Annotated in this window: 16 protein-coding genes; 12 read left to right on the plus strand and 4 right to left on the minus strand. The window is 44.9% G+C overall.

The genetic code is table 11. From position 1 onward, the window contains the following. The first annotated feature begins 189 nt into the window (after positions 1–189). From ACXACS_RS09350 to ACXACS_RS09365, 4 genes are all read left to right on the plus strand, one after another. The gene (locus ACXACS_RS09350; protein WP_474806010.1) at positions 190–1,578 is read left to right on the plus strand and encodes a L,D-transpeptidase family protein; all 1,389 of its coding nucleotides are present in this window, start codon (positions 190–192) and stop codon (positions 1,576–1,578) included. Positions 1,579–1,619: 41 nt separating this feature from the next. Further along, positions 1,620–2,684, plus strand: coding sequence for a YcbK family protein (locus ACXACS_RS09355; protein WP_474806012.1), 1,065 nt, complete (start codon positions 1,620–1,622; stop codon positions 2,682–2,684). Between the two features lie 131 nt (positions 2,685–2,815). Further along, the gene (locus tag ACXACS_RS09360) at positions 2,816–3,844 is read left to right on the plus strand and encodes a zinc-binding dehydrogenase (protein WP_474806014.1); all 1,029 of its coding nucleotides are present in this window, start codon (positions 2,816–2,818) and stop codon (positions 3,842–3,844) included. A 5-nt stretch (positions 3,845–3,849) separates the two neighbouring features. Next, positions 3,850–3,993 (plus strand): hypothetical protein, encoded by a 144-nt coding sequence (locus ACXACS_RS09365; protein WP_474806015.1) that lies wholly within the window; start codon positions 3,850–3,852, stop codon positions 3,991–3,993. Positions 3,994–4,060: 67 nt separating this feature from the next. Here the strand turns inward: ACXACS_RS09365 and ACXACS_RS09370 are convergent, their stop codons facing one another. Beyond that, positions 4,061–4,474 (minus strand): helix-turn-helix domain-containing protein, encoded by a 414-nt coding sequence (locus tag ACXACS_RS09370; RefSeq protein WP_474806017.1) that lies wholly within the window; start codon positions 4,472–4,474, stop codon positions 4,061–4,063. A 91-nt stretch (positions 4,475–4,565) separates the two neighbouring features. Between ACXACS_RS09370 and ACXACS_RS09375 the strand changes: the two genes are divergently transcribed. From ACXACS_RS09375 to ACXACS_RS09400, 6 genes are all read left to right on the plus strand, one after another. Continuing rightward, complete coding sequence (locus ACXACS_RS09375; RefSeq protein ID WP_474806018.1) at positions 4,566–5,051, plus strand: DUF2938 domain-containing protein; 486 nt, start codon at positions 4,566–4,568, stop codon at positions 5,049–5,051. A gap of 86 nt (positions 5,052–5,137) precedes the next feature. Further along, on the plus strand, positions 5,138–5,575 hold the full coding sequence (locus ACXACS_RS09380) for a GNAT family N-acetyltransferase (protein ID WP_474806020.1): 438 nt from the start codon (positions 5,138–5,140) through the stop codon (positions 5,573–5,575). 187 nt (positions 5,576–5,762) lie between these two features. Beyond that, entirely contained in the window at positions 5,763–6,182 is a 420-nt protein-coding gene (locus ACXACS_RS09385; RefSeq protein WP_474806022.1) for a GNAT family N-acetyltransferase, read from the plus strand. A gap of 395 nt (positions 6,183–6,577) precedes the next feature. Continuing rightward, the gene (locus ACXACS_RS09390) at positions 6,578–7,243 is read left to right on the plus strand and encodes a FlgO family outer membrane protein (RefSeq protein ID WP_474806024.1); all 666 of its coding nucleotides are present in this window, start codon (positions 6,578–6,580) and stop codon (positions 7,241–7,243) included. A 4-nt stretch (positions 7,244–7,247) separates the two neighbouring features. Continuing rightward, positions 7,248–8,012, plus strand: coding sequence for a FlgO family outer membrane protein (locus ACXACS_RS09395; protein ID WP_474806026.1), 765 nt, complete (start codon positions 7,248–7,250; stop codon positions 8,010–8,012). Between the two features lie 10 nt (positions 8,013–8,022). Continuing rightward, complete coding sequence (locus tag ACXACS_RS09400; protein WP_474806028.1) at positions 8,023–8,748, plus strand: FlgO family outer membrane protein; 726 nt, start codon at positions 8,023–8,025, stop codon at positions 8,746–8,748. Between the two features lie 125 nt (positions 8,749–8,873). Here ACXACS_RS09400 and mnmC1 read toward each other — a convergent pair whose 3' ends face one another. Together mnmC1 and ACXACS_RS09410 are read right to left on the minus strand one after the other, a co-directional pair. Further along, positions 8,874–11,072 (minus strand): FAD-dependent 5-carboxymethylaminomethyl-2-thiouridine(34) oxidoreductase MnmC1, encoded by a 2,199-nt coding sequence (gene mnmC1, locus ACXACS_RS09405; protein ID WP_474806030.1) that lies wholly within the window; start codon positions 11,070–11,072, stop codon positions 8,874–8,876. 3 nt (positions 11,073–11,075) lie between these two features. After that, on the minus strand, positions 11,076–12,350 hold the full coding sequence (locus ACXACS_RS09410; protein ID WP_474806032.1) for a Kelch repeat-containing protein: 1,275 nt from the start codon (positions 12,348–12,350) through the stop codon (positions 11,076–11,078). Between the two features lie 223 nt (positions 12,351–12,573). On the opposite strand from ACXACS_RS09410, the gene ACXACS_RS09415 reads away from it, so the two are divergent. Then, entirely contained in the window at positions 12,574–14,139 is a 1,566-nt protein-coding gene (locus tag ACXACS_RS09415) for an AMP-binding protein (protein WP_474806034.1), read from the plus strand. Positions 14,140–14,253: 114 nt separating this feature from the next. Here the strand turns inward: ACXACS_RS09415 and ACXACS_RS09420 are convergent, their stop codons facing one another. Then, entirely contained in the window at positions 14,254–14,403 is a 150-nt protein-coding gene (locus ACXACS_RS09420; protein ID WP_474806036.1) for a hypothetical protein, read from the minus strand. A gap of 43 nt (positions 14,404–14,446) precedes the next feature. On the opposite strand from ACXACS_RS09420, the gene fabB reads away from it, so the two are divergent. Continuing rightward, on the plus strand, positions 14,447–15,661 hold the full coding sequence (fabB, locus tag ACXACS_RS09425; RefSeq protein WP_118493712.1) for a beta-ketoacyl-ACP synthase I: 1,215 nt from the start codon (positions 14,447–14,449) through the stop codon (positions 15,659–15,661). Positions 15,662–15,763: the final 102 nt, after the last annotated feature.

Below are 15,763 nucleotides of genomic sequence, written 5' to 3' on the forward strand. Positions count from 1 at the left end.
TTCTAACCTTTTCCCGTAAAAATCTTACTGAAAAGCTGAATTACCTACACATAATAATTCTGTTATCTAAAGCCTTTCACTTCCTGTTTATACAAATAAATTATATTTTTCAGTAGGTTGTGTTTTTTGTTATTCCCTGGCACTTGTTTTGCGACCTTGTCTATGTGTGTATTTTCAAGGAAAGGAAAAATGGAAACCGAACATCGAGCCGTTAAGCATACTGTTCAATCGCGCCATAGCAATCATTTAGAAGTGAACGCATCTAATCGCATTTTAGCGCCTAAAAAGCGAAATTCTAGCATAGCGAAAAAACTCATTATTGCTGCTGCATCTTTCTGGTTACCTTTAGTAGGTGTTGCCTCGACCGTTTCTACTTCCTCGCCGAAAGCATTAGAACAGACTAATAATGACTCTGTTTTGCAGACACAGTTAAAGCAAATGAAAAGTGCCTATGCTTTTTATTCTTCTATAGCTCAGCAAGGTGGCTGGGAAGCCTTAAACAAAGACTTGCTTCTTAAACATGGCGCATTAAGAAAGGCTACAGCCGATGAAACACCCACCTACAGTGAAGAGGAAGTTCAAGCTATAACTGCATTAGTCTCTCGTTTAGGTAGAGAATACACTTCGATTAATACAAATTGTACTCACGCATTTACAGCGGCTCACTCCGAGCCATGCGTTTTCGATACAGATGTCGAAAATGCGGTAAAAGATTTTCAACGCAGTCATGGCCTTCTAGTTGATGGTGTAGTGGGCAGAAAAACGCTTGCTGCACTAAATGTGTCGGCAGATGAGAAAGCCAAGCAATTAGCACTGAATATAACACGCTTGGAGATGTTCGAAGAAAAAGACAGCGATGCTTATGTGTTAGTCAACATTCCAGAGTTCCGCCTTCGCTATATTAGTAAAGGTAAAGTAAAAGCCACTAAAGACGTGGTAGTAGGCAAGCCAAGTTGGGCTACACCTTCTTTTAGCGATCATATCGAAAAATTTGTAGTTAACCCAGAATGGCGTATACCACTTTCGATCACGACTAAAGAGATCGCCCCAAAAGTAGCAGATAACCCTAACTACTTAGAAGAAAACAATATTGTTATTCTTAAAAATAGCTTTGTTGATGATGAGTTGGTTGACCCCGATACAATCGATTGGGGAAACATAAAGCCTTATCAGTTTGATCATTTTCTAGTAAAGCTTCCCAACGAAAAAAATCCGTTAGGCAAGGTTAAATACCTATTCCCGAATCGACACGCTGTGTACGTGCACGATACGCCTTATCAACAATGGTTTAGTGAAACAAACCGCGCAGCGTCTCACGGCTGTATTAGATTGGAAGACCCTTTTTCACTAGCAAAGTTAATTGCAGAAGAGCAGGGCGTAGAGAGTCTAATGGACAACGTCATAACAGCCCGTGAATTAAGCCAGTCAAAAACTTTTCACCTTGAAGAACCTTTGCCTATTCATTTGGTGTATTGGACTGCGTGGGCTGAACAAGACGGTACGGTGAACTTCAGAAATGATATCTATCAGCGCGATAGACGCGATGCTAAGGCGCTTACTCAGGTAGCGTCTCTGTAAAAGAATATAAACGAATAATAGTGGTAACAAGGCAAATGAAGATGATAGTGAACAACCTAATTGTTTCGGTAGTGGCATTCGCATTACTTTTGAACGCACATTTTGCGAATGCTCTTGCACAGGGCGCAGATGCAAAAAGTGCCGAGAAGGTTCAGAAGATAGTTTCTCAAAGAAGCACTCAAAGAGCGCCGCATGAGCCAGTTGTCGTTGAGAATAAAGCTCACTTAGAAGACGCGGAGTTTAGTTTAAAGATCAACAATATAGTAATGCCTTATAACGTTTTTTCTTTATTCGTGTTGCCTGAAGAGATTACAGAGCTAGAAATTATTTATCCGCAGCCGGACAAAACCTACCAATTGTTTGAAAACGGCGTGATGGTTGAAAAATCCGAGTCTATGACATGGCACTGGAAGGCGAAAAATACCCCTGGTGAGCAGCGTCTAGAAATAAGAAGTGAAGACGGACAGGTCAATATGTCGTTAAATGTATTTGTTATGGTTCCTGCCGAAAAAGTCCAGGGCGGACGCCTAAAATATTATCATATAGGGCCCTATCCAGATGAAAGCGAAGTCAAAAATAAAGACGTTTACGTTGAACCCGAAGGCTTTATTGAAGTTACTAAAAATAACCAAGACTTATTGTTGTCTCCCCATTTCAAGTTAAAAGAGTTCACCAGTAAACAGCGCTCTGGCTACCCGAAGTTCGTATACCTTCGTCCGTCTCTACTTTTAAAGCTCGAAATGCTTAGAAGAGAAATGAATATGAACAATATTCATGTTTCAAACATGGTGATCATGAGCGGCTATAGAACACCTCAGTACAACAAGTCAATCGGTAACGTGAAATTTAGCCGACATGTTTATGGCGATGCTGCCGACATTTTTGTAGATAATGACGGTAACTATCGAATGGACGATTTGAACAGCGATGGTGTAGTAAATATTAAAGATGCTGACGTTATGGCCAACATGATTGCAGAGCTGAATAAGCGCAGTGAATATAAAGGTTTAATTGGTGGTTTGGGAGTTTACGGACCTAAACCTCACCGAGGTCCATTTATTCATATTGACACCCGTGGAATTAAGGCGCGTTGGCGAAAGCCCTAACTTCGGTAAACTTTAAACACTATGCAACCGTTTAAATACTAACCGGAAAAACGTAGCTGCTTTGCATGAGCGTCAGGCATACGTTATTTTGGGCGTATTAATTATCGTTAATTCTAAACGTAAGAGAGATTATGAGTATTACTAACTTGCTTGGCGACAAGCAGAGATTCGATGTAAAACCTGACGATACGACTATGAAGGCTGTGGTGACCATGGCGAACGGTGGTTATGAGCAGTTAAATTACACCGATGTTCCCATGCCAAAACCGCTTGCTGGCGAGGTGCTAGTTCAGGTTTTAGCAGCGGGAGTTAATAATACGGAAATTAATACTCGATTAGGTTGGTATTCTTCTAAAGTCACGCAAGGCACTGACGCGTTGGACGAGAACGATGAAGAGAAATCAAGCGCAGCAGAAGAGTTAGACGGTGGATGGAATGAACAAACCCCTTTTCCGTTTATTCAAGGGACTGACTGTTGTGGTCGAATCGTAGCCGTTGGAGAAGGCGTAGACCCTACACGTATCGGAGAGCGAATTTTGATACGTTCTTGCATCCGAAAAGACTCTTGGGACTCATTAGAGAATATTTGGATGGCGTCAGACTTCGATGGCGCTTTCGCCCAGTACGTAAAAATAACCGCGAGTGAAGCCTTCGCTGTCGAGTGTGATTGGTCGGATGCCGAACTCGGAACCATACCATGCGCTTATGGCACTGCTGAAAATATGGTCCATCGAGCTGGTGTTTCTAAAGGCGAGCATGTTTTGGTGACAGGGGCTTCAGGTGGTGTAGGTTCTGCAGTTGTTCAGTTAGCTAAACGCCGTGGTGCGACAGTTACCGCCGTTGTTGGTAAAAATAAAATGGACGTGCTTAAGGAAATAGGTGCAGACCGCGTTATCGAACGCAACAGCGACCTAGTTGAAGTGTTAGGAGAAAAGTCGGTAGATGTAGTTATCGATAACGTTGCAGGTGAAGGATTCACTCAAATGTCCGTGGTTATGAAACGCGGTGGTCGCTACGCTTCTTCCGGCGCCATCGCGGGGCCAATAGTCACCCTTGATATGCGTAACTTTTACTTAAAAGATCTTACCTTCATCGGTTGTACCGCGTGGAATGAACCGCTTTCCCAAATCTTGTTTCATATATCGAGCGAGGTGAAATAAAACCTATGCTAGCTAAAACCTACTCGCTAGAAGATATCGTAACAGCGCAAAAAGATTTCTCTGAGAAAAAGCACGTGGGTAAAATTGTGTTGTTGCCTCCTAAGCAGACGTCACTGCAACAGGATTTTATCGATAGCTTGAAACAATGAGTGCTATGTTTCGACTACGGTTAAATTGATTTAGATGACAATGAAATGCCCGCTCAATGCGGGCATTTTACTTTTTACTCGATGCTAAGCCTTTTATTGCCCCCGCACCGGCAAGGTTCATCAAACGACGAAATCTCAGGCATTCTAAGTGGCTTGGTGCTGTGCAGGCTGCCGCATGTTTCAGACCATCACGCATGGCTGTGAGCTTCTTTATTGTTCCGTCTAATTCATTAGCTTTTCTCAGTAGTAGCTCACGATCAATTTCAGGCTTTGCCTCGTTCCCCAAAATGCCCGCAATCTCTTCTAAAGAAAAACCTGCAGCGCGACCTAATGCTATTAACTCAAGACGCTCTAGTACATTCGGGCTAAACACACGACGTATACCTTGCCTACCAATAGAACTGATAAGACCTTTCTCTTCATAAAACCGAAGTGTAGATGCTGACACTCCTGACTTTTTGGCTACCTGAGATATTTCCATACATTTTTCCAAAGGATTGCTTGACTTAAAGTTAACTTGAAGTTGTAGGCTATCATCTCTAATTAAATGTAACTAGCTGTTGAGTGTGAATATGCAGAATATTGTTTTAATCGTGCTAATTGGTATTGGGGCTACCCTAGTGATGGATTTATGGGCGCTGCTAAGGCAACAACTGTTTGGTATTGCTCCAACTAATTGGGGCATGGTAGGGCGTTGGATAGGGCATATGAGAAAAGGGCGGTTCTCGCATAATTCTATTGCAAACGCCGATGTTGTGAGTGGTGAAAAATCCATTGGGTGGACAGTGCATTACGTGATTGGTATTGGCTATGCGGTGTTACTTTTTCTTACATTTGGAGAGGCTTGGTTGCTAGAACCATCGGCAGGGCCAGCTTTAGCACTAGGTATAGCCACAGTCGTTGCACCATTTTTCGTATTGCAGCCTGGAATGGGCGCAGGAATTGCTGCGTCGAAAACGCCTAATCCTAAGGCTGTTCGCCTACACAGCGTTTTAAACCATGCAGTATTTGGCTTAGGGTTGTACCTTTCGGCATTGGTTCTTAGGCCCGTCCTTTAGACGTGGCTATAATCGCTTGTTGATTAATTGAATAAAGTTCGGCTTATAATGCGTATTGAAATAAAACGAGCGTAAAAGAAAACAGGATGAAAATTTCACTGGAAGAAATAAACAAATCTAACTATGAACAGGTTTGTGACTTGGACGTGGCGGAAGATCAACAAGCGTTTGTTGCGTGCAATATGTGGTCGCTGGTTGAGTCTTTTTATAATGATAACCATACCTGTAAAGCCATTTATTGCAACGACCAGCCCGTAGGATTCTTGATGTGGGTTCAGGAAACGCCAACTAAGGTGTCCATTTGGCGCTTTATGATTGATGAGAGCCATCAAAATAAAGGAATTGGCAGAGTTGCTTTGTCTCAAGCTATCGCGCTTATAAAGCAAACTTCTGAGCTTAAATTTATTGAGATATGCTATAACCCCAAGAATCCTGTCGCTAAAACCTTCTATTCAAGTTTTGGTTTCGAAGAGGTGGGATTAGATGAAGATGGCGAAGACATGCTTGCTGTTATTGCCATTTAGCCAGTGGAAAAATTAAAACAGAGAAGCTTAAGGGATCTTAAGATATGGACGTCATAGATATTAAGACTTTTATTCCAAGCAAAAACTACGACATTTCTAAAGCATTTTATGGGGCCCGTCGGGCGAACTACTTCACATTACCGAATTAGGTAGTTAGCTTTTGAGAGAACGACGGGCGGAATGACGAATGATGCATACGAATTACACCGTTGAAGAAAGTCCTCCGTCAGCTGAAGACTTTGCCAGTTTAAGAAAATTGATTGGATGGAATAACCCGTGTTTATCGGTTGTTCAAAAGAGTATTGATGCCTCGTTGTTTTGGGCAACAATTTACCTCGACAACAACCTTGTAGGCTCTGGTCGGGTGATTGGCGATGGCGCAATGTATTTTTACATTCAAGACGTCATTATTCATCCAGAACATCAGAATAAAGGTTTGGGATCGAAAATAATGAACACCTTGATTGCACATTTAGAGTCTTGCTGCGCACCTGGCGCAACGATTGGCTTATTGGCTGCGCATGGTAAGGAAAGTTTTTATCTTAAGTTCGGTTTTGAACCTCGTGATGGCGAAAGTTTAGGTCTAGGCATGTGCAGGTTTATTTAGCTACCTGGTCATTAACGTGGCATGAGAGTCCCGGGAGTTCTTAAGTTTTTTAATCACATGGCATTGTGATCATTGCCTATTTAATATCGGCAGCTTTCTGTCCTAAGGCGGCAAGTCATCTCCGCTTTTTAAGAACGCTCTGGCTATAAACATCAAACTTTTTTAGCGCTGAAGAAGGTACATCTACTGAAACTAGGCGCTTTATATCACTTGGTTATCGGCAATCTTTTCAAAGTAACCTTCAATGCTACTAGCAGCCTCTCTTTGGTGCGAATTTTGCAAAAGCCTGCTTAAAGACACTGAAAATGTCGGTTTGCGAAGTAGCTGATCACGTTTTTTGATGAGTTTTTGCTTCTTTCCGATAGTAATTTGACGTTTTTCACTGGACACGTGTAATGAAAAGTATCACAAAACCTGTCTCTCACGCTTGGCTGACAGAAAATGGTCGCTTAGTCACGAAAGCCTTGGCATATACCGCGCTTATATTGGGCTTACTCTCTGGTTGCTCTTCATCTGACGAACCTAAGAGTCAATTTGCGCAAACCGATGCCAGCGACGTATCGGCATTGGGGAATGTGGAATACCACACCTATATGTTGGCGAACGAACTTTTTGCTGATGTGGGTCCAGCGCGTCAGTCTCGCTATGCAGTAGTTGGCTTTGTACCTGCCGATACTATGAAATACAGTGCTGACCATCAACACCCGCTAATGTTGTTGGGTCATCAACTTGAGCAGGGAATGATTACTGAGGCCACGAAAAGAGGCTTTTCTACTCAAGAATTTAAGCTTTCGAACGATATAATTGTTAGTGACGAGAGCGACAGAGTGTTAACGCGCAATATCGACCAGCTTTCCAACATTGAGCGCGTCGATTTTTATATTACCGGCACTATGGTGTATCAAGAGTCTGGTGCGGTGGTTAACGCTCGAATTATCAACGCTAGAAATAAAAACATTGTCGCTGCAGCAACACGCTTTTTCCCAGCCGAACTGTTTTGGCGAGAAGAACAAGTAACCACCAGAAATGGCAAGTTATACAGAACTGAAGGTACGAGGTAACCCCATGAAAAGACGAAATCAATACGCAGCGCTTTCGCTTTGTGCTTCACTGCTGAGCGTTAGCGGGTGCTCTATGATGATGGGGGAAGAAGAGGTAGCAGAACAAGCGCCTCAGCGCCCAGCCATGAACGTGATTGATATCACTGCCGCCGACCGCGCTCCTACGAAGCCAGTTGAAAATACCAATGATACCCAGTCTCAGGGTATGGACGCGTATGGCGCTATCGGTCAACCTCCTTTGTATTCGAGCGTACAGGGCGCGTATAAAGGTCGACCTCTTACCAAGCATATTGGCGACTATGTGAAGAACATGGCGCAAGACTTAATCGCCAATATGGAATACGTGAATAACAAAACACCTATTGGTGTAACCCATTTCGCACTGCTAGATACTGACTTGCAGAAAACAGATTTGCTTGGTCGTCAGATGGCGGAATCTTTTGTTCACGAACTGCATAAATTCCGCGTGCCGGTTATCGACTTTAAAGCCACCGAGTATATTCGCATTACTGACGATGGCGATTTTGTATTAAGCCGAGACTATTTAGAATTGAGCAGCAGCCTTCCTATTGAATACGTGTTAACCGGAACGATGACCAAGCACCAAGGTGGCGTGTTAGTTAACGCCCGTATTTTAGGCATGGCGTCGCGAGCTGTGGTGGCAACTGCACAAATGTTAGTGCCGTTCTACGTAGTAGATGCACTTATTCCAAGTGACGGTAGCCAGCAAAACGGTATGCGCGATGGCGTTAAGCTAAGTCGCGGCTAGGAGTTTCAGTATGGTGTTTACAAAGAAGCTTTTGCCTAGCAGTTGGGTAGCCGTTGGCGTAATGCTAAGTGGTTGTATGACAGGGTGCACTAGCACAGAGTCTATTGGCTCGTTTTGGTTAGGCGAAGACGGTGAAATTACGCATCACGCCGAGCCAGTTCCTGTGCCAAGCCGTTCAGGGTTAGAGTACACACCAGATTCTCGCGATAGGCAATATCAACAGCACGTGGAAGTAGAGCCGGGCTACAAAGACCCGTTACACCATGGCTATTCACCTTCACAAACGCACAAACGTTTAAACGATTACGCTTCGCAGCTTGCGATGGAGTTAATGGACAATGCAACCCGTCTTACGCAGCAAGATATGGTGGGTGTGGCGAGCTTTGTGAGGCTTAATCAGTCGTTGAGCGACAGCACGGTGTTAGGCAATCAGCTTTCAGAGTATCTAATAGCTGAGCTGCAAGACTTTGGGTTAGCGGTTGTCGACTTTAAGCTTGCAGGTGGCATTACCGTAACGCCAGTGGGCGATTTCGTACTTACTCGAGATGGTACTGCACTCGCTAAACAGGTTGAAATGGACCATGTTGTAACCGGCACCATTATTGAAGATGACAGAGGCGTACGCGTAAACGCCCGTATTGTGTCGCTGAAAAATAAACAAGTGGTGGCAAGCGCCAACGTATACATTCCTGCGTTTATCGTGATGGATTTAAATAAAATGGCTAGCGTAAACTAGCCATTTAGTACCATTGCGCTCTGTGTTTTCAAAGCGAACTCATTTCATGTTCGCTTGATATCCTCTAAACATTCGATCTTTTGTGTCTAGGCACAGTAGAACTTTCGCGAAGACCTCTCGGTTTATTACCCCTGACTTCTAATCGCTTCTCGCGTCATAAAGCGGCTGGTGTTAACGGCATTCAGCAAATCATTGCTTAAAGGTAGCGGCTCCTTACATAGACTGCTCACCAAGACCTCTGCCATTAAAGGCGCTGTGGTTAACCCTCGCGACCCTAAGCAAGTAAGGGTGGACACTACACTTTCAGGCAACACAGGCGCGCTGGTTAACGGCTTGCCCACGCCTAGCATATCGTAGTGTTTTTTCAACGCATTAAAATCATGCAGTGCACCTACTACAGGCTGGTGGTCGGGCGAACCTAAGCGCGTTGCCGCTCTTGCTTGGCCGTCGTGTTGTAATGCCTGCACGATGTCGGTATTTGCCAGCGCCTGTTCATGTGTGGCAAGGTTTGTTTCAGTTTCTTCGCTTCGCACATCGCTACTTAAGTCGTTTTTCACATAGGTTGAGCCAAGTGCGTGTCTGTCGTCGAGCGCAGGCGTCATATAGCCTTTGTGACACAATACCGTTTTGAGCTGTTCAATTGGCATTTGGGTGGGGATGGCTTCAACCTGACCACGAACAGGGCGAAGGGACAGGCTGTCAAAATCGCTAGCGTTTACCGCACCTGCGCCAAGGGCAAGAATAAGGTGATCGGCAATAACGTTTTCTTGCGGTAAGTCGCTATCGAAAGTGTTGCTATCAAGATCACCCTTAGCACATTTCTCAGGCTCACCAAGGTTAAAACAAATTTGCACTTTCTGTGTTGCTGACCCGTTTACGCTGCCATCTTTAGTTGTATCCACATCATCCGCATCAAGAGTACCGGTTGAAGCGCCACTGTCTTCGTTGTGCAGCGTTCCCTCAATCGCTTTATGGGATACGTAGATATGATTGGGTTTCAGCTCGAGTTTGCCACTTTGCAATGCTTCTTCAATAATGGCAGTAACTAGCTGTGGAGGAGAAAGCCATCCGCCCAAGCCAATGTATAAGCCAGAGTAGGGAAGAGCTAGGTTAGCGATATCGCTCACTTCTTTGCTGTCCACGGGTTTAATTAAAGCTTCAGGCCATACGTCGGCTGCTGCCAGTTTATTTTGGCGTTCCGCTACCTTGTCGTTAAAGCTTAATTGAATAACGCCACAAAAATCATGGGCAACGTCGGCTAGGCCACAGGCTTTTGCATGTTCAATAGTGTGATCGTAGGCTTGTCTAGCATACAAAAAACTGTGCGCCTGAATGCGGCTGGCAATACTTGCTTCGCTATGAAGCTGCGGGTAAAAGCCGCCTTGCGGGTTTCCGGACGCGCCGCTTGCAAGAGTGTCCCCATCGAAATACAAGGTGGTGTTAATACCGCGCTTCACTAACGCAAGGCACGCAGTGGCTGCAGCAAGGCCGGATCCTACTACTGCTACTTTACTTGTTTTATCTAAACTGCCGTTAGCGTACCTGTAATAGGGGCCAGCAGGCAGGCGAAGTTTATGCTGCACATTTTCGTTGTCTTGGTTAAAAACGCCGGTCAGCATGTCACGCTTACGGCCAAAGCCGTTGCGTTTTTTAATGCTAAAACCCACACCAGCTAGCCCACGCTTTACTATGCCTGCGGCGGTAAATGTGCCAAAGGTTGTGCCGGTTTTTGATAAGCGAGCCATTTGGCTAAACAGAGCGTCGGTCCACATGTCCGGGTTTTTGCTTGGTGCGAAACCATCTAAAAACCAGGCATCGATTAGTCCATTTACAGGGGAATGCCATTGAGGTAAAAGTTCGTGAACATCACCAATCCACAGGTCGAGCGTGGTTGAGTGCTTATCGAAATGTAAGCGATGACAACCTTCAAGTCCCATAGGGTAAAGTGCAGCGAGTGCTTCCGCTTCGTCTTTAAGGGCAGGGAAAGCTTCTAGTGCACGCTTCATATCCTGTTGAGGCAGTGGAAACTTTTCCGTGGTGATAAAATACAGGCGCTTTAACGGATGGTCAGGGTTCACAGCTCTAAATTCGTTAAAGGCACGCATGGCGACCAAAAAGTTCAGCCCAGTTCCAAAACCTGTTTCGGCAATGACAAAAGTTGGGTTGCGCCACTGTTGCCAGCGTTCAGCAAGGTCGTTGCCAGCAACAAAAACGTGTTGGGTTTCATCAATTCCGCTGTCGTTAGAAAAATAAACGTCGTCAAAATGGTCGGCGACAGGCGTACCGCTCTCATTAAAATGAACCTGTGCATGCTTAGATTTCACTGTTTATTTTTCTCCGTTTACATTGTTTTGGTGTTGGCACTCTAGTTTGGGGGCTGTTTTTACTTGTTCATCAGCTTGCCCATCTGATGATTGGCTTGAAACGTTAAAGCTAGTTTGTCGCGTTGGTGAACAAGACGCCTCTGCGAGTGCTGAAAAATGCGTGGTGACTTTACTGGTCACGCGCTGCGCGCCAAGCATACCGCCAATAGTGACCCAAGAACCGTTAACGTTAATTAATCCGCGATGATCCATGGTGGGCGCTTCAGCTTCTGTTTTCGATATACCCCACGTTTCTTTTGCAATATCAAAGGCCCAAATGGCGTCATCTGCAGTTGAAGGCTCGCCGTTATAGCCAATGCCATCGTAGTTGTACGGGTTAGCCGAGCCGCCTACAAAATAGATTTTATTGGTGGCCTCATCGCCCGCTGCGGCCATGCGATAGCGCGCAGTACCTGTTGGATGGTCAAGTTTATGCCAATCAACCTTTAAAGGGTTTTTCTTATCAATTACGCCTTTGAAACAGGCGGTTTCTGCAGCAAAGCTACGGCGTTTATCACTGTGCGGTGTTACTGATACGCCGTCACAAATTACCATGGTGTTATTAACGATGCCTCCAGCTTGACCAAATACCGGTTTACCAAGAAAAGGGCTTGCCTGTTGCCATTGCTCGGTTTGCGTATCGTAGATTTGTACAAGATTTACGTTGCCATCGTTGTGCCAGCCTGAAACTAAGTAAACGTAGCGGTCTTGGTAAACCAGTGCAGTTGCATCATCAACAGGTACAGGCATAGGCGCCAATAGCGTATATTCCTCTGTCGTGGGCGAGTATTTATAAACATCTGGCGTACTAATTTCATTATGATCTTCATCCACCGTGTAGCCACCAAAAATGTAAACGGCATCGTTAACACCTACCGCCACGGAAGCCAAGCGACCTTTTAGTGCAAGGCTGGATGGAACCGGGGGAAGAGCTTGCCACTGCAAAGGTTTATCGGTGTTGTTAATCACAAGCTGCCAAGCACGGTTGTGTACGTCTTTATGAGTTTTGTCTTTGCCGAGCCCCATAAAACTAAATACATATTGTGTGTTGTTTATGGTGACAGAAGCTACGGCATTGTTTGACACAGGCTCTGGTAGCGCGGGGAGCCTAATAGTCGAAGCTGCTGCTGAGACAGTCGCTGCAGAAGCAATGATAAAGGCTGCCACCACGAAAGAAAGTCGGGGTATCGCACTTTGGAAAATGTGTAGAGCAATGGTTCTTGGCTTTTTTAATGACACAGCAATCTTCAGTTTTATCTAAATTTCGAACGTTTGGCCGCGTATTCTACCTGTCACCTTTTTGTTTTTCCGCAAAAGTTTGTACCTGCTTAAAACTCTTCTTTTTTTATTGCTTCTGCAAATAACAATCTATCAGTAAAAACAATACGTTTATTTAATTGTTGTTGTAAATAATTTGTTAAATTTAGCTGTGCGTCTATTGAAGATAGTTCAGGGAGAAGATATGGCGGGCGTGTTTCACCAATGTGGCAAGAGCATTTGCAAACGCACAAGAGATGAAATGGATGAGCGTGCACGTATCATCGCGTATGCACTTGCTGAGCAAGATGTAAAAGAAAACGATGTGGTAGCTATTTTTATGCGAAACCACGTCGATATATTCGAAATAGTAGAGGCATGCCGATATGTGGGTTCGCGTTATGTTTTGCTTAATTGGCACAGCCCAGTTGCAGAACTTTTACCTATTTTAGACGACTGCAGCGCTAAAGTGCTGTTCGCTCATCGAGATTTATTAAAGGGTGAGAATGACCTCCAACCATTGTCGCGCGTTTCCACCTTGTCAGTGATATATACGGTTAAAACGCCGGAAAGCATTTTAGAGCGCTATCATCTTACAGATAATTCACTGTTAGCATCCGAGCCGAAAACTGGGGAGCAGTACCAGTGCCTTGATACGCTATTAGCTGCCCCAAACGCAAAGCGCCACAATGAACCGCCGAAACGCTTCAAGGGCATGTTTCCGTACACGTCGGGCAGTACAGGAAAACCCAAGGGCATTAAGCGCGATGAAGACCTAACGCGGCCGGACCCTTATTTGATATTCAAAGGCCTCTCTGAAGCGTTAATGCAATTGTCGGAAGGTGACCGCTTTTTTGTCTCTGCACCGCTTTATCACAGCGCACCTCATGCGCTTACGCTCTGCTGTTTAGCAGCGGGTAATGTTGATGTATACATTGAGCCTCAATTCGACCCGGAACGATTTTTACAAGACATAGAGCGGTTTAAACTGACTCATGCTTACATTGTTCCCACCATGATGGTGAGGCTACTTAAACTGCCCGAGTCGATAAGAAGCAAATACGACACTTCAAGTTTGCGATTTGCCTTATCAACAGGGTCGGCACTGCCAAGCGATGTGAAAGAAGCAATGATTAACTGGTTTGGGCCAATATTTTATGAGTCTTATGGCGCTAGCGAATTGGGCTTCATGACCTTAATTTCATCTAAAGAGGCATTAGCTAAGCCTAATTCTGTGGGCAAGCCCATTCCCGGTGCAGCAATTAAAATACTGAGCGACAATAAAGAGGCGTGTGAAGTAGGGGACGTTGGCGTTATATACGCGCATCTCTCTATGTTCGCGCCATTCAAGTATACCAATACTACGGGCGCGCCGAGTGACTTGCATGTTGGTGAATTCACAACATTAGGCGATATGGGTTATGTGGACGAAGATGGTTACTTATACATTTGCGATAGAAAAAAAGACATGATCATCTCAGGTGGCGCCAATATATTTCCTGCTGAAATAGAAAGCGTCATCATAGAAATGCCTGAGGTTGCAGACTGCGCGGTATTCGGTGTGCCTGATGCTGAGTATGGCGAGAAAGTCGTGGTGGCTGTTCAATGCCTACCCGGCAATGCGCTTTCGATTGATGCGCTACACGGGTATTTAGATGGCAAACTAGCGCGGTTCAAGTGGCCTAAAACGTTGCAAATACTCGAAGCTCTGCCCAGAGAAGATACGGGTAAAATATTTAAGAACAAACTTAGAGCCCAATTTAGTGAATAAAAGAAACCGCAAAAGTTTATGTTCAAGCTATTTTGAAGGTTTTGTGAAGGTATAAATTAACGCTAGTCATGACCCTGTGCATTCGTGCTACATTGGACTTACTAAAATAAAAAACTACGTAGCCGCAGACGGTAACAAGGAAAGAGAAGGGAAGTGGTCAAGTAACCTGTTTGTACCAATATGCACAGCATTGAAACAGGTACTGTAACGCTTAAGTATAGCTAGTTCGAGTATGGCAATTGGCAGAGCAGACCACTTTACCATTCAAAATCGTTACCATAAGCCGCAACAACGCAAAGGGTAAACTATGAGAAGAGCAGTTATCACCGGTCTTGGTATCGTATCAAGCATCGGCGTAAATAAAGAAGACGTACTTGCTTCACTTAAAGCGGGTAAGTCTGGAATTACATTTTCAGAACAGTTCGCCGAAATGGGCCTTCGCAGCCAAGTTTGGGGCGACATCGACATCGATTTGAAAGAGCACATCGACCGCAAAGCTATGCGCTTTATGGGCGATGCGGCAGGCTACGCGTACGTAGCGATGCAACAAGCCATTGCAGACTCTGGTTTAGAAGAAAGCGACATTTCAAACGAGCGCACAGGTATTATCGCAGGCTCAGGTGGCGCATCTTCTGAAAACCAAGTGCTTTCTGCTGACATTCTTCGCGAAAAAGGCGTTAAGCGTGTTGGGCCCTACATGGTTCCTCGCTGTATGGCATCTACGGTATCAGCTTGCTTAGCGACACCGTTTAAAATTCGCGGCGTGAACTATTCAATTGCCTCTGCCTGTGCAACCAGTGCCCACTGTATAGGTAACGCGCTAGAGCTTATTCAGCTTGGTAAGCAAGACGTAGTATTCGCCGGTGGCGGTGAAGAGCTACATTGGTCACTATCAAGCCAGTTCGACGCTATGGGCGCACTAAGTTCTAAATATAACGACAACCCTGCCGTTGCATCACGTACTTATGACGCAGCACGCGACGGCTTTGTAAGTTCTGGCGGCGGCGGTATGGTTGTTGTTGAAGAACTTGAGCATGCACTAGCGCGCGGCGCAAAAATCTACGGTGAAGTAGTAGGTTACGGTGCTACATCAGACGGTTTCGACATGGTTGCACCATCGGGTGAAGGCGCAATTCGCTGTATGAAGATGGCGATGCAAAATATTGATGCTCCAATCGATTACTTGAACACCCACGGCACGTCTACGCCTGTAGGCGATGTGAAAGAACTTGCGGCGATTCAAGAAGTGTTTGGCCAAGCGGGCGTACCTATTAGTGCAACAAAGTCACTGACAGGTCACGCATTAGGTGCAGCAGGTGTAAACGAAGCTATCTATAGCTTGTTGATGATGGAAAATAACTTTATCGCGCCATCAATTAACATCGACACGCTGGACGACGCAGCACAAGGCTTAGATATTGTTACCGAAGCACGTGAAGCAACGCTAAACACAGTGATGTCAAATAGCTTTGGCTTTGGCGGCACTAACGCAACGCTGGTTATGCAGCGTTATAATGGCTAATTAAAACCGCTTGAACCAGTAAGCATTTTTAACTTCAGTTAAGAAGTTTCAAAACAAAAAGGGCGTAAACCTGAACACCATGAGTGTTTGTTTTTACGCCCT

It is taken from the genome of Alteromonas sp. AWM4_230, from assembly GCF_056158305.1.